Raw genomic sequence first — 18,008 nt, forward strand, 5'->3', positions numbered from 1 at the left:
AATATTGCATCTATTTTATTTAAATATTACCGTAAGCATTAGTATAATCGACTTTAAACCTGTTTTAGGTTTTAAAACCAATCGTTGTTTAATCTGCATAAAGCGTTCGTACAAACCTGGTTTTTTCTGCAGTTCTTCTGCAAAAACTTTTGCAGCTTCGTGTTTCTTAGTTGCAGGATCGTAAAGCATTGCTGTACACATACAGTTTTTGCGTTCTTTCATCTTCAAAATTTCGAAGTTTACACAGCTTTGGCAGCCTTTCCAAAATTCTTCATCTTGAGTAAGCTCTGAGTAAGTTACAGGCTCATATCCTAAATCAGAATTGATTTTCATAACCGCTAAACCCGTAGTTAAACCGAAGATTTTTGCTTTAGGATATTTTATTCTAGATAGATCGAAAATTTTTTCTTTTATGGCATGCGCTAAACCAACTTTTCTAAATTGCGGAGAAACGACCAAACCAGAGTTTGCCACAAATTGGCCATGGCTCCAAGTTTCGATATAACAAAACCCAGCCCAAGAGCCGTTTTTATGAAAGGCAATAACAGATTTGCCTTCTTCCATTTTTCCAGCAATATATGCTGCAGAACGCTTAGCAATTCCCGTTCCCCGAGCTTTTGCCGATTCTGCCATTTCAGTTACAATTTCCTCAGCAAAAACACGATGCTCTGCGATGGCGACTTGTACTATAAATTCATTAATATCCATTCGTTTTCTAACGAAAAATTAAGGTATTCTTGTTAATTGGGTTTTTAGAGAGGATCAATTCCTCATAGTATTAGTAAGATGTACTAAATACGTGTAGTAAAATTTTGCCGATTCATGGGGTGGTAAAAATCGAGCTGAAAACGATTAATAAACAAACCTTTTCCATACACAAATTGTGCTGTGAAACTTGAAAGTTTATGTAAAAATTGTTTAATCATTTTCTGCGTATTAAAACGGCTTTAAATCTATTGAGCTGCAAAGGTTTAAATAAAAATCGAGTTACACAATAATATAGTCATTTATTTACAATTTCTTCATTAAAAATTAAGATTCGATGTAAAAAACCTTATTTAAATGCAACATTTGTTTACAAAATGAACTCAATAGTTAGTCAATTTTACACCTCAAACTAAAAGCTAATGCCGAAAATCGATTTAAAAATCCCCTTATATTAAAGAATAGAAAAATTAAAATGATTGTTACCTTTAAATCTTATTGCAAAAACCTTAAAAAATGAACATTTTAAAGCAAGCTATAACCATCATATTTATTTTCCTTTTCAGCTACGTTCAGGCGCAAGATTCAATCTATGTTAGAAATATGGTAAATAAATTAACCTCGCCAAAATTTTGGGGCAGAGGTTACACAAAAGGTGGAATGCAAAAAACAGCAATATTTTTAAGCGAAGAATTTAAACGAATTGGTGTAAAACCTACACAGCAATATTTTAGTTTCCCAGTAAATACGTTTTCTGGCAAAATGTTTGTTTCCATAAATGGGATAACTTTGCAACCTGGAAAAGATTATATTGTAAGTAATGAAAGCTCAGGATTAAAGGAAAAAACTTCATTACAAAAAATCGATAGTTTAACATTTCAAGCTGGCAATAACTTAAAAGTGTTATTTAAAGATAAATTAACATGGTCGGTTGCAACTGATGTTTCGAACTCAACAACAATTCTAATCAACAAAAAAACCGTAACCCATACGCCTAAAGAAATTATTGTTGATATAGAAAATAAGTTTATTTCAAATTTCGAAGCATCAAATGTTTTGGGCTTTGTAAAAGGGACAAAATACCCGGATTCGGTTTTATTAATTACGGCACATTACGATCATTTAGGTGGCATGGGTAAAAATACTTATTTCCCCGGCGCAAATGATAACGCTGCGGGTGTAGCAACTTTGTTAAGTTTGGCAAAATACTATGCTAAAAATCCTCCAACGTATTCTATTGGCTTTATATGTTTCGCAGCAGAAGAAGCAGGATTACTCGGTTCTAAATACTTTACAGAAAATCGGTTGATTCCATTAAAAAGCATTAAGTTTTTAATCAATTTAGATTTAGTAGGCACTGGCGAAAGTGGAATGACGGTTGTAAATGCAACCGTTTATCCTAAGGCATTCGCCATGCTTAAGGCAGTAAATGAAGCTCACAATTATTTGCCTAAAATTAATTCGCGTGGAAAAGCGCCCAATAGCGACCATTATTTTTTCAGCGAGAATGGAGTTCCAGCATTTTTCTTCTATACACAGGGTGGAATTTCGGCTTATCACGATATTTACGACCGGCCAGAAACTTTGCCTTTAACCAAATACAATAATCTGTTTAAATTAATTGTTGGTTTTAATCAAAAACTGATGAATTGATTTAGTCTTTAACACTCAGCTTTACTAAAAACTGGTCTTCACCATCATCAAAAATAAGTTCATAATCATAACCTGCTTCTTCGGCAGTAATTTTAATCGTTTCTTCATCTATATAAACCCATTTAAACCAACTCCCCTTCCCACCATTATATTGATATTGAAAAGATACCTCTCCAAAATATTTATTTTTAGGTTTTTCAATATCTTTATACAAATAAGAAACATTTGATGAATCGAAAAGCAAAATACCTCCAGGATTTAAAAGTGATTTTATTTTGATTAAAAATTCTTTAAAACCAGGCAATGTTTTCGTTAAACCTATACCGTTCATTAACATTAAAATGGTATCAAACTTACCTTCGAAAGTATAAATATTTTGTAACAAAGGCTTTCTCACACCACGATCTTTCATTATTGTTACCGCTGTTTTTGATACATCAATCGCAGTTACATCAATATTAAAAGCTTGTAATAACAACGCATGACTGCCAACTCCAGCACCAACATCTAAGACTTTGCCTTTACACATTTGTAAAGCTTGAAGTTCTAAAACTGGCATATCTTCATCATCGCGAAAGAAAAAATCAATTGGCATTTCTTCTGTCTCACCGTAAGAATTGTGCAACCAAAGTGTATCTGCTTTGCCGTTTTTATAATAATCGTTAAGTGCTCTACCAAATACATCCATAATGCAAAGATAAGGAAGATGAGGGGAAAAATTTAAAGTTGAAAGTTGAAAGTATAAAGTTGAGGGTTAAAAGTTAAAAATCCTAAGTGGAAAGGCGAAAAGCTGGCGTGTAGCTCAATGACATAGATTTTTCGGCTATGCCAAAACCATCCAAATTTGAAAAGCCATAATAACAATCTATTACAGCGCTACAAAAACCCCATTTGGAGTTTGGGGATAAATCACTAAACGCCCAAACAGATAACTCGCAACTCATAACTGGTAACCAAACTAAGATAAATCAAATTCCTGATGATATTCTGGTATCTCTACATTTTTAAAGCCATGATCGTTTAAAGTTTTGGCGAAATGTTGTTGTACCTCATATTCGCCATGCACTAAAAACAATTTCTTCACTTTTGCTGGGTCTTGGCAGGATAGAAATTTTAGTAAATCCTCATAATCGCCATGCGCACTCATCGATTTTATAGATTGAACCTCGGCCTTAACTTCATAATCACGACGGAAAATATCTACAACTTTTTGTCCAGCCATTAACCGCCCGCCTAGAGAAGATGGTTCGCAATAACCTACCAATAAAATGGTATTTTTCTCGTTTGCTATGTTGTTTCTAATATGGTGTTTCACCCGTCCTGCCTCTGCCATTCCCGATGCAGAAATAATTACACAAGGTCTCGGATCATCATTTAAAGCTTTAGATTCTTCTACACTTTCGATAAAACGCAAACCTTTAAATGCAAAAACATCATGATCCACTTTTAAAGTTTCTTTAACGCCGTTGTTATAAACTTCGGGATGGTTTTTCAAAACTTCAGTAGCTTTAGTAGAGAGTGGACTATCTACATAATATTGTACATCAGGCAATTTATGCTTCAATTCTAAGCTATTTAAAGCATATAAAAGCTCTTGGGTTCGGCCTACACTAAACGCCGGAATAATTACTTTACCCTTTTTAACATTACAAGTGTTGTTTATTATGTCATAAAGTTTATCCTCAATTGGGTCTAAATCTTTATGTAATGAATCGCCGTAAGTAGATTCCATCAAAATAAAATCTGCTTGATCAAATACTTGCGGACTCTTCAATAGCAAATCTCCGTAACGGCCAACATCTCCACTAAAAGTGACGCACGTTTTTCTACCGTCTTCAGTAATGGTAAGGTGTACGGCTGCGCTACCCAAAATATGTCCCGCATCGGTAAACATCAGCCTAACGTTGGGTTCTATTTCATAATCTTCTAAATAATTAACAACTTTCATTTGCGCAATGGTTTTTACCACATCATCGTCTGTGTAAAGTGGTTTATCGGGCTTTTCGCCAGTGCGTAAATGCTTATTTACATACTCCGCATCTTGCATCTGTATTTTGGCCGAATCCATCATCAGTATTTTAGCCAAATCCATTGTTGCTGATGTGCAATAAATATTGCCTACAAACCCTTCGGCTACTAACCGTGGCAACAGTCCACAATGATCTATATGCGCGTGAGATAAAATAAGGTAACTAACCTTTTTTGCATCGAAACCAAAGTAACCATTCAATTTTTCGGTAATGTGGCCCATACCTTGAAATAATCCGCAATCTAAAAGAATTTGCGTGCCATTTTTTAGTGTAATTAGGTGTTTACTGCCAGTAACCGTACGTGCTGCACCGTGGAAAGCGATTTTCATTTTTTTTGATTAGAATTATTTAAAAAATAAAAATGCCGCAAATTTGCGGCATTTTAAAATTTTTAAGCTTTTATTTCAGCAATTTTATCTTTTACTTTATCAGCAACATCTGCCAGTTTATCTTTTGATGAATCTAACAGATCGCAAAACCAATCGGTTAGTTTTTCTTTCATATCATCACTCTTATCCGATGATAAAACCAATACCACTGCAGCACCAAGCGCAGCACCTGCTAATACACCTGCTATAATTTTCGTTTCTTTAGTCATAATATAAGTCTTTGGTATAAAACATAAAATTCCCTTTAAGGTTTTAATTTTTTAATATAAAAAAAGACCAGCGTTCGCTGGTCTTTCTTAATCTATCCTCTTCCACCTCTTGATGGTCGGCCACTTTCGTTGCCTCTGTCATTTTGTTCTTGGCGTTGCGGTTGTGCACGTTGCTCTTGTTGTGGTTGCTGTTGAGAACGTTGTTGTTGCACTTGAGCATCACGTTGCGCACGTTGTTGTTGATCCTGCTGTGCTCTCTGTTGCTGAACCTGAGCATCGCGCTGAACACGTTGTTGTTGATCTTGCTGTGCTCTCTGTTGTTGCACCTGAGCATCGCGCTGAACACGTTGTTGTTGATCTTGCTGTGCTCTCTGTTGTTGCACCTGCGCATCACGCTGAACACGTTGCTGCTGATCTTGCTGTGCTCTCTGTTGTTGCACCTGAGCATCGCGCTGAACACGCTGTTGTTGATCTTGCTGTACTCTCTGTTGCTGAACTTGAGCATCGCGCTGAACACGTTGTTGTTGATCTTGCGACATTCTCTGTTGAACCTGAGCATCTCTCTGTACACGTTGTTGTTGATCTTGTTGTGTTCTCTGCTGCTGAACTTGGGCATCTCGCTGAACACGTTCTTGTTGATCTTGCTGTGTTCTTTGTTGCTCAACCTGAGCATCGCGCTGAACACGCTGTTGTTGATCTTGTTGTGTTCTCTGATCAACATTACTACGTTCTGGTCTTGTTCTCTGGTCAGCGGATGTACGATCAGTTGAAACCTGATTGTTGCCTAAACGAGTATTCGGTGTGCTCTCTCTATTATTGTCAACTCTACCATCACGATTAGTGGTTTGATTTCCGTTTCTGCTATTCCTATCGGAAACAACATTACGCTCTTCAAATTTTCTTGGCGCAGCATTGCGATTGTCAATAGCATTACGATCTGGTCTTGGTCTGTAAATAGACACTGATCTATTGTCAATTCTGCTAGCACCGGGAGTCCTACCTTGGTCAACACGATAAACCGTTACATTTCTATTCGTTGCACGCCTAATATCTTCCCGGCGAGGGCCACCATAATAACTTCTATTGTTGTAAACATAAGTGTTGTTTATAATCGTTGTATTGTTAATATATACATTGTTGCGTTGGTAATTATACCGTGGGTAACTTGTATAATAAATACTTCTTTCAGGGATAAAGTTCCAGCAAAAATCAGAAACCACATACCGTCTACCAAAACTTAAGTTTATATTTATACTTGGCGCCATTGGTGCCCATCCATAATAACCATTACCACTTCTCCAATCTACCCAAGCTGGTCCCCATTTTGTATCTGGTAACCAAATCCATTCTCTATAACGGTTATATACCCAACGGCCATAGTGAAATGGCGCCCAACCCCAATCGTAATTAGAAACCCAAGTATTACCATATTCTGTCATTGCCCAACGGCCTTGACTGTAGTATGGTCTAAATTCGCTTTGATCTACATCTGGCCTCCAAACGTAGCCGTATTGAGGGTCTTGAATCCAAGTTCCGTAGGGCGAAAGTTCGTCATAAAAGGTTTGTAGTGAAACATTATTACCATCGGCGCTGTTGCCTTGATAATAATCGTCTTGCGCTTTAACGTTGCTGGTGGTTCCGGCAAGAAGGGCAAAAAGCCCTAGCACAATTGCCGTAGTTTTGAGTGTTTTCATTTGTGTGTGTTTATAATAACCTAACATGTGTGTATCAATTAGAGAACCAATTTATCCGAAGGTTTAATATGCATGCATAGTTTCTGCATTTTCTTTAATTTTATATATTTAAAGGCACATTTATCACAAATTCGACGTTTTAAAGCGATCTTAATTGTGCACAAAATGAGTCAATTTAAAATAAAATTTGCTACACTACTGTTTACAAAAGAGATAATATTGTGAAAACACGGAACTTAAAAACTTAAAATCTATTTTTTGTGCTTACTTTTGTAGCATGCAAAATGGCACTTTATATTTAATTCCTGTACCGCTTGCCGAAGAGGTAGCACATAAAACTTTTACGCCTTATCTGGTTGATACCATTAACCAAATTGATACCTATATTGTAGAGAATAGTAAAACCGCCCGCAGGTTTTTAAAAGAAGCTGGCTTAAAAACTCCTCAAAAAGATTTAATTGTTCACGATTACGGCAAGCACAACCGCACAGATTTAGCGCAGTTTTTTACCGAACTTAAAGCCGGTAAAGACGTAGGTTTAATGAGCGAAGCGGGATGCCCAGGTATTGCAGACCCTGGTGCAGATATAGTTGCCGAAGCTCATAAACGCGGTATAAAAGTTGTGCCTTTAGTTGGCCCAAGTTCTATATTATTGGCTTTAATGGCATCGGGATTTAACGGACAAAGTTTTGCATTTTGGGGTTATTTACCTATCGATAAAGAACAAAGAAGTAAACGTATAAAGGATTTAGATTTATCGGCGAGCCGTTATAAGCAAACGCAAATTTTTATCGAAACGCCTTTTAGAAACAACCAAATGTTAGAGGAAGTGTTAAAAAGTTGTAATCCAAAAACTCAGCTTTGCATTGCCAGTAATTTAACTGATGCTAACGAATTTATTAAAACCCAAAGTGTTTACAACTGGCGTAAAGAGAAAATAGATTTACACAAACAACCAACCATATTTTTGTTGTATTAGCATTTAAAGTTACTAACTCTAACTAGCCACTTGCACATAAGAATTAGTAACTTTCTTAAATTTAAACCTTTTCTTAGCATGTCGCTGAGACTTATATCATACCAACATTATTCCTATCTATACATCCCTTTTCCTTCAATAAAATCAATGACCTTCTCGGGAAGAAAAAACTGTATATTTTTATTATTCTTTATCGCCTTGCGGATAAAAGTGGAGGAGATTTCCATTAAAGGCGTATTGGTAAAGGTAATGGATGGATGATTTTCCCATTCTGAAATATCTGCTCCAGGCCTTGGATAAACAAAAATTTGATAGTTTTTAAGCAACACTTCGTAATTTTTCCACTTCTTAAGCGAAACTAAATTATCAGCGCCCATAATCAATACAAATTCCTTTTCAGGATATTTTTCATGCAAATGAGTTAAAGTATCGATTGTGTAAGATGGTTGTGGAAGCGAAAATTCAAAATCGCTAACGCGAATATTTTCTGTATTTTCTGTAGCGAGTTTAGCCATTTCCAACCGATCATACATATTGGAGAGACCACTCTTATCTTTCAGCGGATTGTGAGGAGATACCACCAACCAAACTTCATTCAACTCGGTGTGATTCGCCATATAATTGGCGATGATTAAATGTCCGGTATGGATAGGGTTGTACGAACCGAAGAAGAGACCAGTTTTCAGTTTGCGGTTTTCCGTTTTCATAATTTACCAAAAAATAGATGCACCATATAGATTGAAATTCTCATCTTTAGTGAGTATTATTAAGCCTTCAGAGATGCCCTGCGCTATTATAATCCTATCAAATGGATCACGATGATGAAAAGCTAATTGGTTAAGCGATTGAATGTGGTTAAAAGTTATTGGTAAAATTTCAATTTGATTTTCGTCAAGAAAGACCGAAATTCTATCGAAGTCAGAAAGGAGTGAAAGTTTGTTTAGCTTTAGTTTAATTGCGATTTCCCAAATACTTGCAATACTTAGGTAACATTGGTTAACTAAATTTCTAATTTTATTAATTACCTTTTTAGGCAAAGATGTATCTCCATTAATAAACCAAATAAATGTATGCGTATCTAAAAGGAAAGCCATTACATATATTCTTTGAAATCATCTAAAGGAGCGTCAAAATCCGCCGACATCTTAAAAAATCCTTTTGAACATCCAAACTTTCTTTCTTTAATTTCTCTATTTGCTTTCGATTTATTTCTCAATGATGCAACAAAATCCGAAACCTTTTGCTTCATGTCCGAAGGTAGGGATGAAATTTCGCTATATAATTGAATATCAGTCATAATATAAATATAACACTTTTTATTTACTTTCTCAAAAAATCCCCCACCAACTTTTCTGCTTCGGCACAAGCAGTTGCTAAATCGTAATTTTTTAAAATCACATCAAACTTATCGGCATAAAGTAACTCCTTTTCAGCTTTGATAAAACGTTCTTGCAATTTCTCTGCACTGTCTGTTCCACGTCCACTCAAACGCTCTTTTAAAACCGCTAAAGATGGCGGTTGAACAAAAATTGCTAAAGCATCTTCTTCATATTTTCTTTTCAAACGAATACCACCTTCTACATCAATATCAAATATTACGTGCTTACCTTCATCCCAAATACGCTCAATTTCCGATCTCAATGTACCGTAAAATGTACCGTTGTAAACCTCCTCAAATTCTACAAACTCTTGGCGGGCAACTTTATGTAAAAACTGTTCTTTTGTAATAAAATAATAATCATTTTCGTGTTTTTCATCTCCACGAGATTCGCGGGTTGTTGCCGAAATAGAAAAGCTCAATTGCGGAAATTTTGTTAACAGATGATGTACTATTGTGGTTTTACCTGCGCCAGAAGGTGCAGAAAATATAATTAGTTTGCCTTGTTTCATTTTTTAAGCTGAAAGCCCAAAGCCCAAAGCCCAAAGCTTAAAGCTTTAGGCATTAAGCTTTAAGCTCTTTTATAATACGTTAAGTAACTGTTCTTTAATTTTCTCCAACTCCTCTTTCATTCCAACAACAAATTGTTGCATTTGCGCATCATTTGCTTTGGCGCCCATTGTATTTATTTCTCTACCAATTTCTTGTGAAATAAAACCCAACTTTTTACCATTTGCATCTTTGCTGGCAAGCGTTTGTATGAAATAATCGCAGTGACTTTTTAAACGGGTTTTTTCTTCGGTAATGTCAATCTTATCAATATAGTAAATCAATTCTTGCTCAAAACGATTTTGATCAACATTAATTTTACCCACTGCATCTTCTAAAAATTGAGCAAACTTGTCGCGAATTGCGGATAACCGTTTAGGTTCAAGCGCTTCGACAGATTTGAAATAAGAAAGTATATTTTTTATTCTAAGTTCTAAATCAGTCTTTAAAACCGATCCTTCATCCTCCCTAAATTTATTAAAGTTAGTTAAGGATTGTGTAAAAATGCTGTATAAATGACTCCATTCATCTTCAGAAACATTTTCTTCTTTATAGCTTATTACCTCTGGAAAAGTTAACGCCGTTTGTAGTAAATTCTGACTATTCGCATTTAACTTATCATTAACCGCCACAAGTTGATTGTAGTAATGCGTAAGTAACGCAGTGTTTATCGTTGCGCCTGTAATTTCGCCACTTGCACGTTCAATATTGATGCTAACGCTCACTTTACCGCGTTCAATATCTTTACTACAAACGTTTCTAAGGATTAATTCTTTATCAGAAAAAGCTTTTGGATATTTTAAATTCAACTCAAGAAACTTACTATTGAGTGATTTTATTTCGACACTGTATTTTGCATTCGCATAATCGGCTGTTGATAAGCCGTATCCTGTCATGGATTTTATCATGCGCAAAGGTAGACAATAATAAGATATAACACAAAATCAATGAACATAGGAGTTTAATTAATCTTCTATTACAATAAAAGAAAGATTGGCGCAATGGAACTATAATTGATTTAGGGCATCTATTAGTTTATGTACGTTTGTATAGGACGATAATTCATAAACTCTTTTACCATTTTGAATGTCATCCTCGCATCTTTCACACAGCCATTCAGAATTTTCACAGGCTACATTATGCATTTCTTTTAAATCGTTAAATAAATTTCTTGATTTTTCATAATTTGAAAAATACTTCTTCAACTCAAATATGACATCGTCACACTTTTCGAAAGCTTTAGTAGTTTTGGTAAAATGCATGAGTATGAAATATTCAAAACATGTTACGGAAAAAGCTACATGTATGGGCGGATTTTTAACATCTTTCGCATCACTAAATGCTTTTGGAATATTTTGATGACCATCTTTATCAAAAACAATCCATACGAAATTGAAAGGTGATTTAGTACTTTTAGCTTCTCTTATCCGCCTCTTTGCTTCCGTAACTAATCCTACAGGAGAATGGTTTTTAGGCTTATAAACTTCTACTCCAACTCCAGCAAACTTTCGCTTATACTTATCCTGTGTTGTTAAGCCCTGAAAATAATTCGTCTCAGTTTCACCCTCACACAAAATCAATCCTTTTTTACCTATTGGAATTTGTTTACTATTTGTACGTTTCATGACTAAATTATTTCAAATTCGAGCTCAGAATAATTTATTACCGGAACACCACCAAGTCGACCTTCAAGATACCATTTATGTAGTGGAAGATTCTTCCGCAACCCCTTTATATCTGACAAAGAATAATAATTTGACCAACCTTCAAACGTCTTTTCTGCAATCCATAGTTGATCGTAGCTGAAAATATCAGAGTCAAGTAAAGATACATCCTGAGTAGAAATTATAAGCTGTGCATTATTAGGGTTTGTTTTCTGACTGTTATATATTTTTATAATAGCTTTGGTCAATATAGGATGTAAACTGATGTCAAATTCGTCAATAATAAGCACCTGTCCATCATGAAGAGATTCAAGCATCAGTCCACCAATCTCAAGCAATCTCCTTGTACCCATTGACTCATCAAAAATACTGAAATTTATCAGTTTACTGTAATCGTCAGTCTCTCCACGATGTTTTGTAATTATGTAATATTCTAAACTTTTTTCTATCTGCTTCCTTAAATCGGCATCAATTGATTCAGGCATCTTAATCAATTCCAAATCTCGTTTGCCGGCCTCAATATCTTCAATTCCTGTATCTGAGACGCGCAATAACCTCGCCAGATTTTCTCGGTAATTCGGGTATTTGCAATCAAATATATTTTTAGCAAAATGGCTAAGATAGCTACTATTACTAAGTTGGCCAGGCTTACGGTAAAAGATTTTATTAGTCAAAAAATTATGAGGAGCCGTTAGAGCTTCGATTTTCTCCCCTTTTACTTTTGATAATAAAAGTTGGTTTCTATATAAAAGCTTCTCGATTGCTGATTTTGTACCAACAAACGAATCTCCAAATGTTATCTCATCACTTGTCCTTTCAAAAAGTTTCGCTTTTTGCCCTTTAGGATAATAATTTAGATTCTCTATACAAATTTGCTTTTGATTAAATTCAACTTCATAAGTATATCGAATGTTATCCTTTGCTATAAAATCAATTCCAAAAAAAGTTGGCTGGATCTCAAATTCGACATCAAGCTTATAAAAATCATGTTGAATCAAGCTTTCCTCATCCGCATTCGCTCCACGAATTATTAAAGTTTGTAATCTATTAATTGCATCCAGCATATTTGATTTCCCCGCACCATTCCTACCAAACAAGGCTACGAACGGTAGAGCCTTATGTTTACCAGACCTCAATATATCGACAGCAATATCTATACTATTTTTAGTTGGCAACATCGAAAACGTCTCCAGTTCTTTTATCGATTTATAATTTCGAACTCTAAATTCTAATAACATATCTAAATTATATCGTTTTTTGAAATTTATTTACAAATATGCATCTAATATAGCAACATTACACACTAAAAAATATATTTGATGTATTAACTGTTAAAGTATTTTTAATACGTCTTATCAACATAAAGTTAGTAGAGCTGCTAAACAAAGTTCAACCAATCTTTATTAATTAAAATCAAAGTCTCATTATTAATTTAAAAAATGAATAAAGCATTCGGAAAACCTTTCACTCACGATTAACGTTTGTTTAACAAATTGCTACCTTAAGATTTCTTAATTTTACAAGATATTATTTTACCGATGAGAATTTTCATGCCGTTTTTTTCCATTATGTTTTGTCTGGTTATTTGCACTAACCATGCGAAAGGTCAAGACTTTTTGGTAAAAGGAGTGGTTTTTGAAAAAGGCACAAACATCCGAATTGCATTGGCAGAAATTGTGAACAAACGCACCCAGCTTGGCATAGGAAGCAACGATTTGGGCATCTTCGAAATTAAAGCAAATATTGGCGACACACTTTATATTAGAAAAAGAGACATGCTAGAACAGCAAATTATTGTTCAAGGTGATAAAAGTATTATTATTTATTTAGTAAGAGCTGTTAATCAATTAGAAGATGTAACGATAAAAGGCCAAAGTAAAAAACAAGATTTAGAAGATATTAAACAAGAATTTAGAAATAAAGGCGTTTATAAAGATGGAAAGTCTTCTGTACTTTCTAGCATATTTCATCCACTTAATGCTATATACAATCTATTCGGTTCAGAACCTAAAAACGCTCGAAGATTTAGCCGCTACGCAGATAATGAAATTAAACAGAGCCAAATTGATGTTTATTTTAATTCGACCATTATTAGCAATAACAGTAATTTAACCGGTCAAAATTTAGAAAAATTTATGTTGGATTACCGACCAGAATTTGACAAAGTACAGTATTGGAACAGTTACGATTACATTAAGTACATAAAAGAATCATCGAAGAAATTTACAGACACGCTTGGAAAAGGGAAATAACTCAAATTTCGGTTGTATCCTACTAACTTAAATAGCCAAAGTTTCGCAAGCCTTTTCTGCAGCTAATTTTTCTGCGTTCTTTTTGTTATAATCTCTACCCACGCCACATTTTTCGCCTTCTACTACAGCACTAATGGTAAATAGTTTAGCACTTTCTCCCTCTCCATTTTCGGTAAGCTCAAAAATAATATCTTTGCCGTGGCGTTGACACCATTCAATTAATTTACTTTTAAAATTGGTTTCGGTAAGTTCTAAAGTATGAATGTCGATATGGGCTTTTACAATCCGATGAAGCAGATAATCTTTGGTAAAATTATAACCTTTATCCAAATAAATAGCGCCAATGATGGCTTCAAAAGCATCACCAAGCATAGAATTATGCTTAGTTTGTATGCTTACCGAGCGTTGATCGAATTGAATGAGCCGATCGAAACCGATTTTTTTCGCCAGTTGATTTAAATTAACCCTATTTACAATTTTTGACCGCATTTCGGTTAAAAATCCTTCTTCCTTGTATGGATAATGTTTAAAAAGCAATTCTGCAATAACGGCACCCAAAATTGCATCACCCAAAAATTCTAAACGCTCGTTGCTACTTCTAGTGCCGTTTTTTAAAACTTTTGCAACCGAGCGATGCCTGAAGGCCATTTTATATAGCGTAACATTGCCGGGCACAAAACCCAAAATATTTTTAAGCTTTTTTACAAACTCCTTATCCGGAGAAAAATAAAGTTTATATAATTTTAATATCGGCATTAAAGAACCATTATTAACGGCATTTCGGCATATTTAAAAAATTATCTAGTTAACTGTCTTAAAAACTCAATTAAAATTTACGCTTCGTATTTTTTAAAGATAACAGATGCATTGTGACCGCCAAAACCAAAAGTATTACTTAATGCCGCTCTAACTGTACGTTTTTGCGCTTTATTAAATGTAAAATTCAATTTAGGATCAAATGCAGGATCATCGGTAAAATGGTTAATTGTAGGCGGAATGATGTCATTCTTCACCGCCAAAATAACTGCAATAGCTTCAATAGCTCCTGCTGCGCCAAGTAAATGGCCAGTCATAGATTTTGTAGAACTGATGTTGAGTTTATACGCATCCTCTCCAAATAATGTTGCAATTGCTTTCGTTTCGCTAATATCACCAAGGGGTGTAGAAGTTCCATGAACGTTAATGTAATCAATATCCGAAGTAGTTAAACCTGCATCTTTCAAAGCATTAGTCATTACCATTCTGGCACCTAAACCATCTGGATGAGGAGCTGTAATGTGATTTGCATCAGCACTCATTCCTCCACCAACAAGTTCTGCATAAATTTTTGCGCCTCTTGCTTTAGCATGTTCAAGCTCTTCCAAAATAATAGTTCCGGCGCCTTCACCAGCAACAAAACCATCACGGTCCTTATCAAAAGGGCGAGATGCAGTCGATGGATCATCGTTACGGGTAGAAAGTGCATGCATCGCATTAAAGCCACCCATACCAGCCTCATTAATAATTGCTTCAGAACCACCACTGATGATAACATCTGCCATACCCAAACGGATATAGTTAAATGCATCAATCATTGCGTTTGTAGAAGATGCACAGGCAGAAACAGTTGCAAAATTTGGCCCACGTAAACCGTATTTGATTGAAATATGCCCTGGAGCGATATCAATAATCATTTTAGGAATAAAAAATGGGTTATATCTCGGTGTACCGTCTCCCTTTGCAAAATTAGAAATCTCATCTAAGAAAGTTTTCAGTCCACCAATCCCTGCACCCCAAATAACGCCGATTCGGTTGGTATCTAATTTTTCGAAATCAAAACCACCATCTTTCACAGCTTCATCAGTTGCAACAAGGGCATACTGTACAAACGGGTCTAACTTGCGGGCTTCTTTCTTCTCCAAAAAATCTTCTGGATTGAAATTTTTCACCTCGCAAGCGAATTTGGTTTTAAACTTCTCAGTATTAAAACCTTTAATAGGGGCAGCGCCACTCACCCCATTAGTCAATCCTTCCCAAAAATCGGGAACATTATTGCCTATAGGAGTGAGCGCACCCAACCCTGTTACTACTACTCTCTTTAATTCCATTTATACTGAAAAAGCGTAATACTACTTAACGTTTTTTTCTAAATAAGCAATTGCTTGACCAACTGTACCAATGGTTTCAGCCTGATCATCAGGAATGGCCACATTAAATTCTTTTTCAAATTCCATAATCAATTCTACGGTATCTAAAGAATCTGCACCCAAATCGTTAGTGAAAGAAGCCTCTGGTGTAACTTCGCTTTCATCAACACCTAGTTTTTCTACGATAATAGCCTTTACTCTTGAAGCAATATCAGACATAATTTTATAATTTAATGGTTAAATAATTCAGTGCAAAGAAAAATAAATTCTTACAATTATCCAATGTTTTTATTTCGACACTGGTTTTAGCATCCAAATAACACAGCGAATATAGAATTAGTTTTTTAATTTCGGGCTGTAATTAATTTTATTTGCTTTGAATAAGACTTACCTAAAACTCACTTTAGACCTCGATTTCGTGCTCATAGCTATCACAGCGCCACTTAAAGACTATGTTTTATGCCACAAAATTAATACACGGTTAAACTTAGATTTTGAGAAAATTGATGACCATGAAATATATTTTAATGCTGATGAGCAACCGTGGAGTTTTTCTCAATATTATTTTTTCATCGATCAAGGTGAGCAAGAATTCTTCTTAATTAGCAATAAAAGTAGCGATGGCCTTCTTATTCCTGAGATGGCAAATGTGGATTTTTTCATCATCATTAAAGCTTTTATTGATAAAGAAGACCTCGATAAAATAATTGGCGGATTGAACAAACTTCCCGAAGTACAAGTGGCGGCAAAAATTAACCCAAGCAAGCTCAAAAGTAAAGAAAACCTGATGTTATAAAAAAATATATGCTTCGTGTATTAAATACACTATATTTGAACTTTGAAATTAACCTCAACAAAAAAATTATATAAAAATTAACGCAGTTTATTTAATTTCGAATCTAATTAATCTTTAAAACTGCGTTTTAAATCAAATATTAAATGAAACCTTTTCATTCTAGAACAAAAATTGTTGCCACTTTAGGCCCCGCTTCGGCAAAACCGGAAGTATTATATAGCATGTTTAACGCTGGTTTAGATGTTTGCCGTCTAAATTTTTCACATGGCTCGCAGGCTGATCATCAATCAGTTTTAAATACAATCCGCGATTTAAATAAAAAATATGATTACAATGTTGGAATTTTGGCCGATTTACAAGGTCCGAAGATCCGTATTGGTTTAGTAAAAGAAGGTGGAATTAATTTAATTAATGGCAAAACCACGGTTATAACAACGAACGAGTGTATTGGAAACGAAGAACGTATTTATATTACGTACCAAAATTTCCCTAGAGATGTGCAAAAAGACGAAATCATTTTATTAGATGATGGAAAATTGCAAATGAAAGTTTTATCAACCAACTTAAAAGATGAGGTGGTTTGTGAAATCGTTCACGGTGGTATTTTAACTTCGAGGAAGGGTGTAAATCTTCCAAACACGAAAGTTTCTATTCCATCTCTAACTTTAGAAGATAGAGAAAATCTTGAATTTGTGTTGGAAAACGATGTAGATTGGATCGGTTTATCTTTTGTACGCAAGGCTGAAGATATTATAGAATTAAAAGAAATTATCGCAGCACGCGGTAAAAGTGCTCGCGTTATTGCCAAAATAGAAAAACCAGAAGCAATTGCTAACATTGATGAAATTATCGCTGTTGCTGATGGAATTATGGTTGCTCGTGGCGATTTAGGTGTTGAGTGCCCGATGGAAGAAGTTCCATTGTTACAAAAAATGATTGTTGCTAAATGTAGAGCAGCTTCAAAACCTGTAATTGTTGCAACACAAATGCTAGAAAGTATGATTACCACTCCACGCCCAACTCGTGCAGAGGTTAATGACGTGGCAAATTCTGTTTTAGACGGTGCTGATGCAGTAATGCTTAGTGGCGAAACTTCGGTTGGTGAGTTTCCTTTAATCGTTATAGAAACAATGCAAAAGATTATTCAAAATATCGAGCAAAATAACTATCCTTTCAATCCTGATAAGTTTTTAAAGCCAAAATCGCCATCATTTTTGAGTGATGCGATTTGCGATACAGCGTGTTTCTTAGCTAAACAAACTAATGCTGTTGGTATTGTATCCATGACTTTAAGTGGTTATACGGCCTTCGAAATTTCTAGCCACAGGCCTGAAGCATTAACTTTTATTTTTAGTAGTAACAGAGCTTTATTAAATACAGTAAGTTTGCTTTGGGGTGTTAGAGGCTTTTACTATGACAACTGGGAAAGTACCGACAATACCATTATTGAAGTTAATGAATTTTTGAAAAGCAAGAAATTGGTAAAAAAAGGTGATGTTGTAATTAATACAGCAGCCATACCAATGGAGGCTAAAGGAAAAACCAATATGCTAAAAATTACAGTTATCGATTAATTTAAAAGAA

At 35.0% G+C, this 18,008-nt stretch carries 20 protein-coding genes; 5 read left to right on the plus strand and 15 right to left on the minus strand.

The features are described from left to right. Window positions 1-15 precede the first annotated feature (15 nt). The gene (locus EZJ43_RS02900) at window positions 16-708 is read right to left on the minus strand and encodes a GNAT family N-acetyltransferase (RefSeq protein WP_133261178.1); all 693 of its coding nucleotides are present in this window, start codon (window positions 706-708) and stop codon (window positions 16-18) included. Window positions 709-1,221: 513 nt separating this feature from the next. Between EZJ43_RS02900 and EZJ43_RS02905 the strand changes: the two genes are divergently transcribed. After that, window positions 1,222-2,358 (plus strand): M28 family metallopeptidase, encoded by a 1,137-nt coding sequence (locus tag EZJ43_RS02905; protein ID WP_133261179.1) that lies wholly within the window; start codon window positions 1,222-1,224, stop codon window positions 2,356-2,358. A gap of 1 nt (window position 2,359) precedes the next feature. On the opposite strand, the gene EZJ43_RS02910 is transcribed toward EZJ43_RS02905, so the two are convergent. The 4 genes from EZJ43_RS02910 to EZJ43_RS02925 all read right to left on the minus strand — a co-directional run bounded on the left by EZJ43_RS02910 (window position 2,360) and on the right by EZJ43_RS02925 (window position 6,680). Continuing rightward, window positions 2,360-3,046, minus strand: coding sequence for a class I SAM-dependent methyltransferase (locus tag EZJ43_RS02910; protein WP_133261180.1), 687 nt, complete (start codon window positions 3,044-3,046; stop codon window positions 2,360-2,362). A 270-nt stretch (window positions 3,047-3,316) separates the two neighbouring features. Beyond that, a complete protein-coding gene (locus EZJ43_RS02915; protein WP_133261181.1) occupies window positions 3,317-4,717 on the minus strand; it encodes an MBL fold metallo-hydrolase RNA specificity domain-containing protein in 1,401 nt (466 codons plus the stop codon). A gap of 62 nt (window positions 4,718-4,779) precedes the next feature. Continuing rightward, the gene (locus EZJ43_RS02920) at window positions 4,780-4,986 is read right to left on the minus strand and encodes a YtxH domain-containing protein (protein WP_133261182.1); all 207 of its coding nucleotides are present in this window, start codon (window positions 4,984-4,986) and stop codon (window positions 4,780-4,782) included. Between the two features lie 92 nt (window positions 4,987-5,078). Beyond that, window positions 5,079-6,680, minus strand: a complete 1,602-nt coding sequence (locus EZJ43_RS02925) for a DUF6600 domain-containing protein (protein WP_133261183.1) — start codon at window positions 6,678-6,680, stop codon at window positions 5,079-5,081. A gap of 277 nt (window positions 6,681-6,957) precedes the next feature. On the opposite strand from EZJ43_RS02925, the gene EZJ43_RS02930 reads away from it, so the two are divergent. After that, complete coding sequence (locus EZJ43_RS02930) at window positions 6,958-7,659, plus strand: SAM-dependent methyltransferase (protein ID WP_133261184.1); 702 nt, start codon at window positions 6,958-6,960, stop codon at window positions 7,657-7,659. A gap of 113 nt (window positions 7,660-7,772) precedes the next feature. Here EZJ43_RS02930 and nadD read toward each other — a convergent pair whose 3' ends face one another. From nadD to EZJ43_RS02965, 7 genes are all read right to left on the minus strand, one after another. Further along, a complete protein-coding gene (nadD, locus tag EZJ43_RS02935; protein WP_133261185.1) occupies window positions 7,773-8,366 on the minus strand; it encodes a nicotinate (nicotinamide) nucleotide adenylyltransferase in 594 nt (197 codons plus the stop codon). Window positions 8,367-8,369: 3 nt separating this feature from the next. Continuing rightward, window positions 8,370-8,753 carry a type II toxin-antitoxin system VapC family toxin gene (locus EZJ43_RS02940; protein WP_133261186.1) on the minus strand — a complete coding sequence of 128 codons (384 nt, stop codon included), beginning with the start codon at window positions 8,751-8,753 and terminating at the stop codon, window positions 8,370-8,372. Then, on the minus strand, window positions 8,753-8,956 hold the full coding sequence (gene vapB, locus EZJ43_RS02945) for a type II toxin-antitoxin system VapB family antitoxin (RefSeq protein ID WP_133261187.1): 204 nt from the start codon (window positions 8,954-8,956) through the stop codon (window positions 8,753-8,755). Before vapB ends, EZJ43_RS02940 begins: the two co-directional genes overlap by 1 nt. A 23-nt stretch (window positions 8,957-8,979) precedes the next feature. Further along, window positions 8,980-9,549 carry a guanylate kinase gene (gene gmk, locus EZJ43_RS02950; RefSeq protein ID WP_133261188.1) on the minus strand — a complete coding sequence of 190 codons (570 nt, stop codon included), beginning with the start codon at window positions 9,547-9,549 and terminating at the stop codon, window positions 8,980-8,982. Window positions 9,550-9,618: 69 nt separating this feature from the next. Then, the gene (locus EZJ43_RS02955) at window positions 9,619-10,482 is read right to left on the minus strand and encodes a YicC/YloC family endoribonuclease (RefSeq protein ID WP_133261588.1); all 864 of its coding nucleotides are present in this window, start codon (window positions 10,480-10,482) and stop codon (window positions 9,619-9,621) included. Window positions 10,483-10,593: 111 nt separating this feature from the next. Further along, window positions 10,594-11,211 (minus strand): RloB family protein, encoded by a 618-nt coding sequence (locus EZJ43_RS02960; RefSeq protein ID WP_133261189.1) that lies wholly within the window; start codon window positions 11,209-11,211, stop codon window positions 10,594-10,596. 2 nt (window positions 11,212-11,213) lie between these two features. Further along, on the minus strand, window positions 11,214-12,488 hold the full coding sequence (locus EZJ43_RS02965; RefSeq protein WP_133261190.1) for an AAA family ATPase: 1,275 nt from the start codon (window positions 12,486-12,488) through the stop codon (window positions 11,214-11,216). Between the two features lie 330 nt (window positions 12,489-12,818). On the opposite strand from EZJ43_RS02965, the gene EZJ43_RS02970 reads away from it, so the two are divergent. Then, on the plus strand, window positions 12,819-13,502 hold the full coding sequence (locus EZJ43_RS02970; protein ID WP_133261191.1) for a hypothetical protein: 684 nt from the start codon (window positions 12,819-12,821) through the stop codon (window positions 13,500-13,502). 27 nt (window positions 13,503-13,529) lie between these two features. Here the strand turns inward: EZJ43_RS02970 and rnc are convergent, their stop codons facing one another. The 3 genes from rnc to EZJ43_RS02985 form a co-directional block, all read right to left on the minus strand. Then, complete coding sequence (gene rnc / locus EZJ43_RS02975; protein WP_133261192.1) at window positions 13,530-14,258, minus strand: ribonuclease III; 729 nt, start codon at window positions 14,256-14,258, stop codon at window positions 13,530-13,532. A gap of 77 nt (window positions 14,259-14,335) precedes the next feature. After that, window positions 14,336-15,589 carry a beta-ketoacyl-ACP synthase II gene (gene fabF, locus EZJ43_RS02980; RefSeq protein ID WP_133261193.1) on the minus strand — a complete coding sequence of 418 codons (1,254 nt, stop codon included), beginning with the start codon at window positions 15,587-15,589 and terminating at the stop codon, window positions 14,336-14,338. A 21-nt stretch (window positions 15,590-15,610) separates the two neighbouring features. After that, the gene (locus EZJ43_RS02985; RefSeq protein WP_008508386.1) at window positions 15,611-15,847 is read right to left on the minus strand and encodes an acyl carrier protein; all 237 of its coding nucleotides are present in this window, start codon (window positions 15,845-15,847) and stop codon (window positions 15,611-15,613) included. A gap of 157 nt (window positions 15,848-16,004) precedes the next feature. On the opposite strand from EZJ43_RS02985, the gene EZJ43_RS02990 reads away from it, so the two are divergent. Then, window positions 16,005-16,424: an IPExxxVDY family protein gene (locus tag EZJ43_RS02990; protein WP_133261194.1), complete on the plus strand. Its 420-nt coding sequence runs from the start codon at window positions 16,005-16,007 to the stop codon at window positions 16,422-16,424. 143 nt (window positions 16,425-16,567) lie between these two features. Further along, window positions 16,568-17,998 carry a pyruvate kinase gene (gene pyk / locus EZJ43_RS02995; protein ID WP_133261195.1) on the plus strand — a complete coding sequence of 477 codons (1,431 nt, stop codon included), beginning with the start codon at window positions 16,568-16,570 and terminating at the stop codon, window positions 17,996-17,998. The last annotated feature ends 10 nt before the right edge of the window (window positions 17,999-18,008 follow it).

This window comes from Pedobacter changchengzhani, from assembly GCF_004354365.1.
Lineage (GTDB): Bacteria > Bacteroidota > Bacteroidia > Sphingobacteriales > Sphingobacteriaceae > Pedobacter > Pedobacter changchengzhani.

Coding starts and splice junctions, on each gene's coding strand:
- EZJ43_RS02900 (WP_133261178.1), bottom strand. CDS start 708: ATGGATATTAATGAATTTATAGTACAAGTCGCCATCGCAGAGCATCGT.
- EZJ43_RS02920 (WP_133261182.1), bottom strand. CDS start 4,986: ATGACTAAAGAAACGAAAATTATAGCAGGTGTATTAGCAGGTGCTGCG.
- EZJ43_RS02965 (WP_133261190.1), bottom strand. CDS start 12,488: ATGTTATTAGAATTTAGAGTTCGAAATTATAAATCGATAAAAGAACTG.
- gmk (WP_133261188.1), bottom strand. CDS start 9,549: ATGAAACAAGGCAAACTAATTATATTTTCTGCACCTTCTGGCGCAGGT.
- EZJ43_RS02925 (WP_133261183.1), bottom strand. CDS start 6,680: ATGAAAACACTCAAAACTACGGCAATTGTGCTAGGGCTTTTTGCCCTT.
- pyk (WP_133261195.1), top strand. CDS start 16,568: ATGAAACCTTTTCATTCTAGAACAAAAATTGTTGCCACTTTAGGCCCC.
- EZJ43_RS02955 (WP_133261588.1), bottom strand. CDS start 10,482: ATGACAGGATACGGCTTATCAACAGCCGATTATGCGAATGCAAAATAC.
- EZJ43_RS02915 (WP_133261181.1), bottom strand. CDS start 4,717: ATGAAAATCGCTTTCCACGGTGCAGCACGTACGGTTACTGGCAGTAAA.
- EZJ43_RS02985 (WP_008508386.1), bottom strand. CDS start 15,847: ATGTCTGATATTGCTTCAAGAGTAAAGGCTATTATCGTAGAAAAACTA.
- nadD (WP_133261185.1), bottom strand. CDS start 8,366: ATGAAAACGGAAAACCGCAAACTGAAAACTGGTCTCTTCTTCGGTTCG.
- fabF (WP_133261193.1), bottom strand. CDS start 15,589: ATGGAATTAAAGAGAGTAGTAGTAACAGGGTTGGGTGCGCTCACTCCT.
- vapB (WP_133261187.1), bottom strand. CDS start 8,956: ATGACTGATATTCAATTATATAGCGAAATTTCATCCCTACCTTCGGAC.
- EZJ43_RS02940 (WP_133261186.1), bottom strand. CDS start 8,753: ATGGCTTTCCTTTTAGATACGCATACATTTATTTGGTTTATTAATGGA.
- EZJ43_RS02930 (WP_133261184.1), top strand. CDS start 6,958: ATGCAAAATGGCACTTTATATTTAATTCCTGTACCGCTTGCCGAAGAG.
- EZJ43_RS02960 (WP_133261189.1), bottom strand. CDS start 11,211: ATGAAACGTACAAATAGTAAACAAATTCCAATAGGTAAAAAAGGATTG.
- EZJ43_RS02970 (WP_133261191.1), top strand. CDS start 12,819: ATGTTTTGTCTGGTTATTTGCACTAACCATGCGAAAGGTCAAGACTTT.
- rnc (WP_133261192.1), bottom strand. CDS start 14,258: ATGCCGATATTAAAATTATATAAACTTTATTTTTCTCCGGATAAGGAG.
- EZJ43_RS02910 (WP_133261180.1), bottom strand. CDS start 3,046: ATGGATGTATTTGGTAGAGCACTTAACGATTATTATAAAAACGGCAAA.
- EZJ43_RS02905 (WP_133261179.1), top strand. CDS start 1,222: ATGAACATTTTAAAGCAAGCTATAACCATCATATTTATTTTCCTTTTC.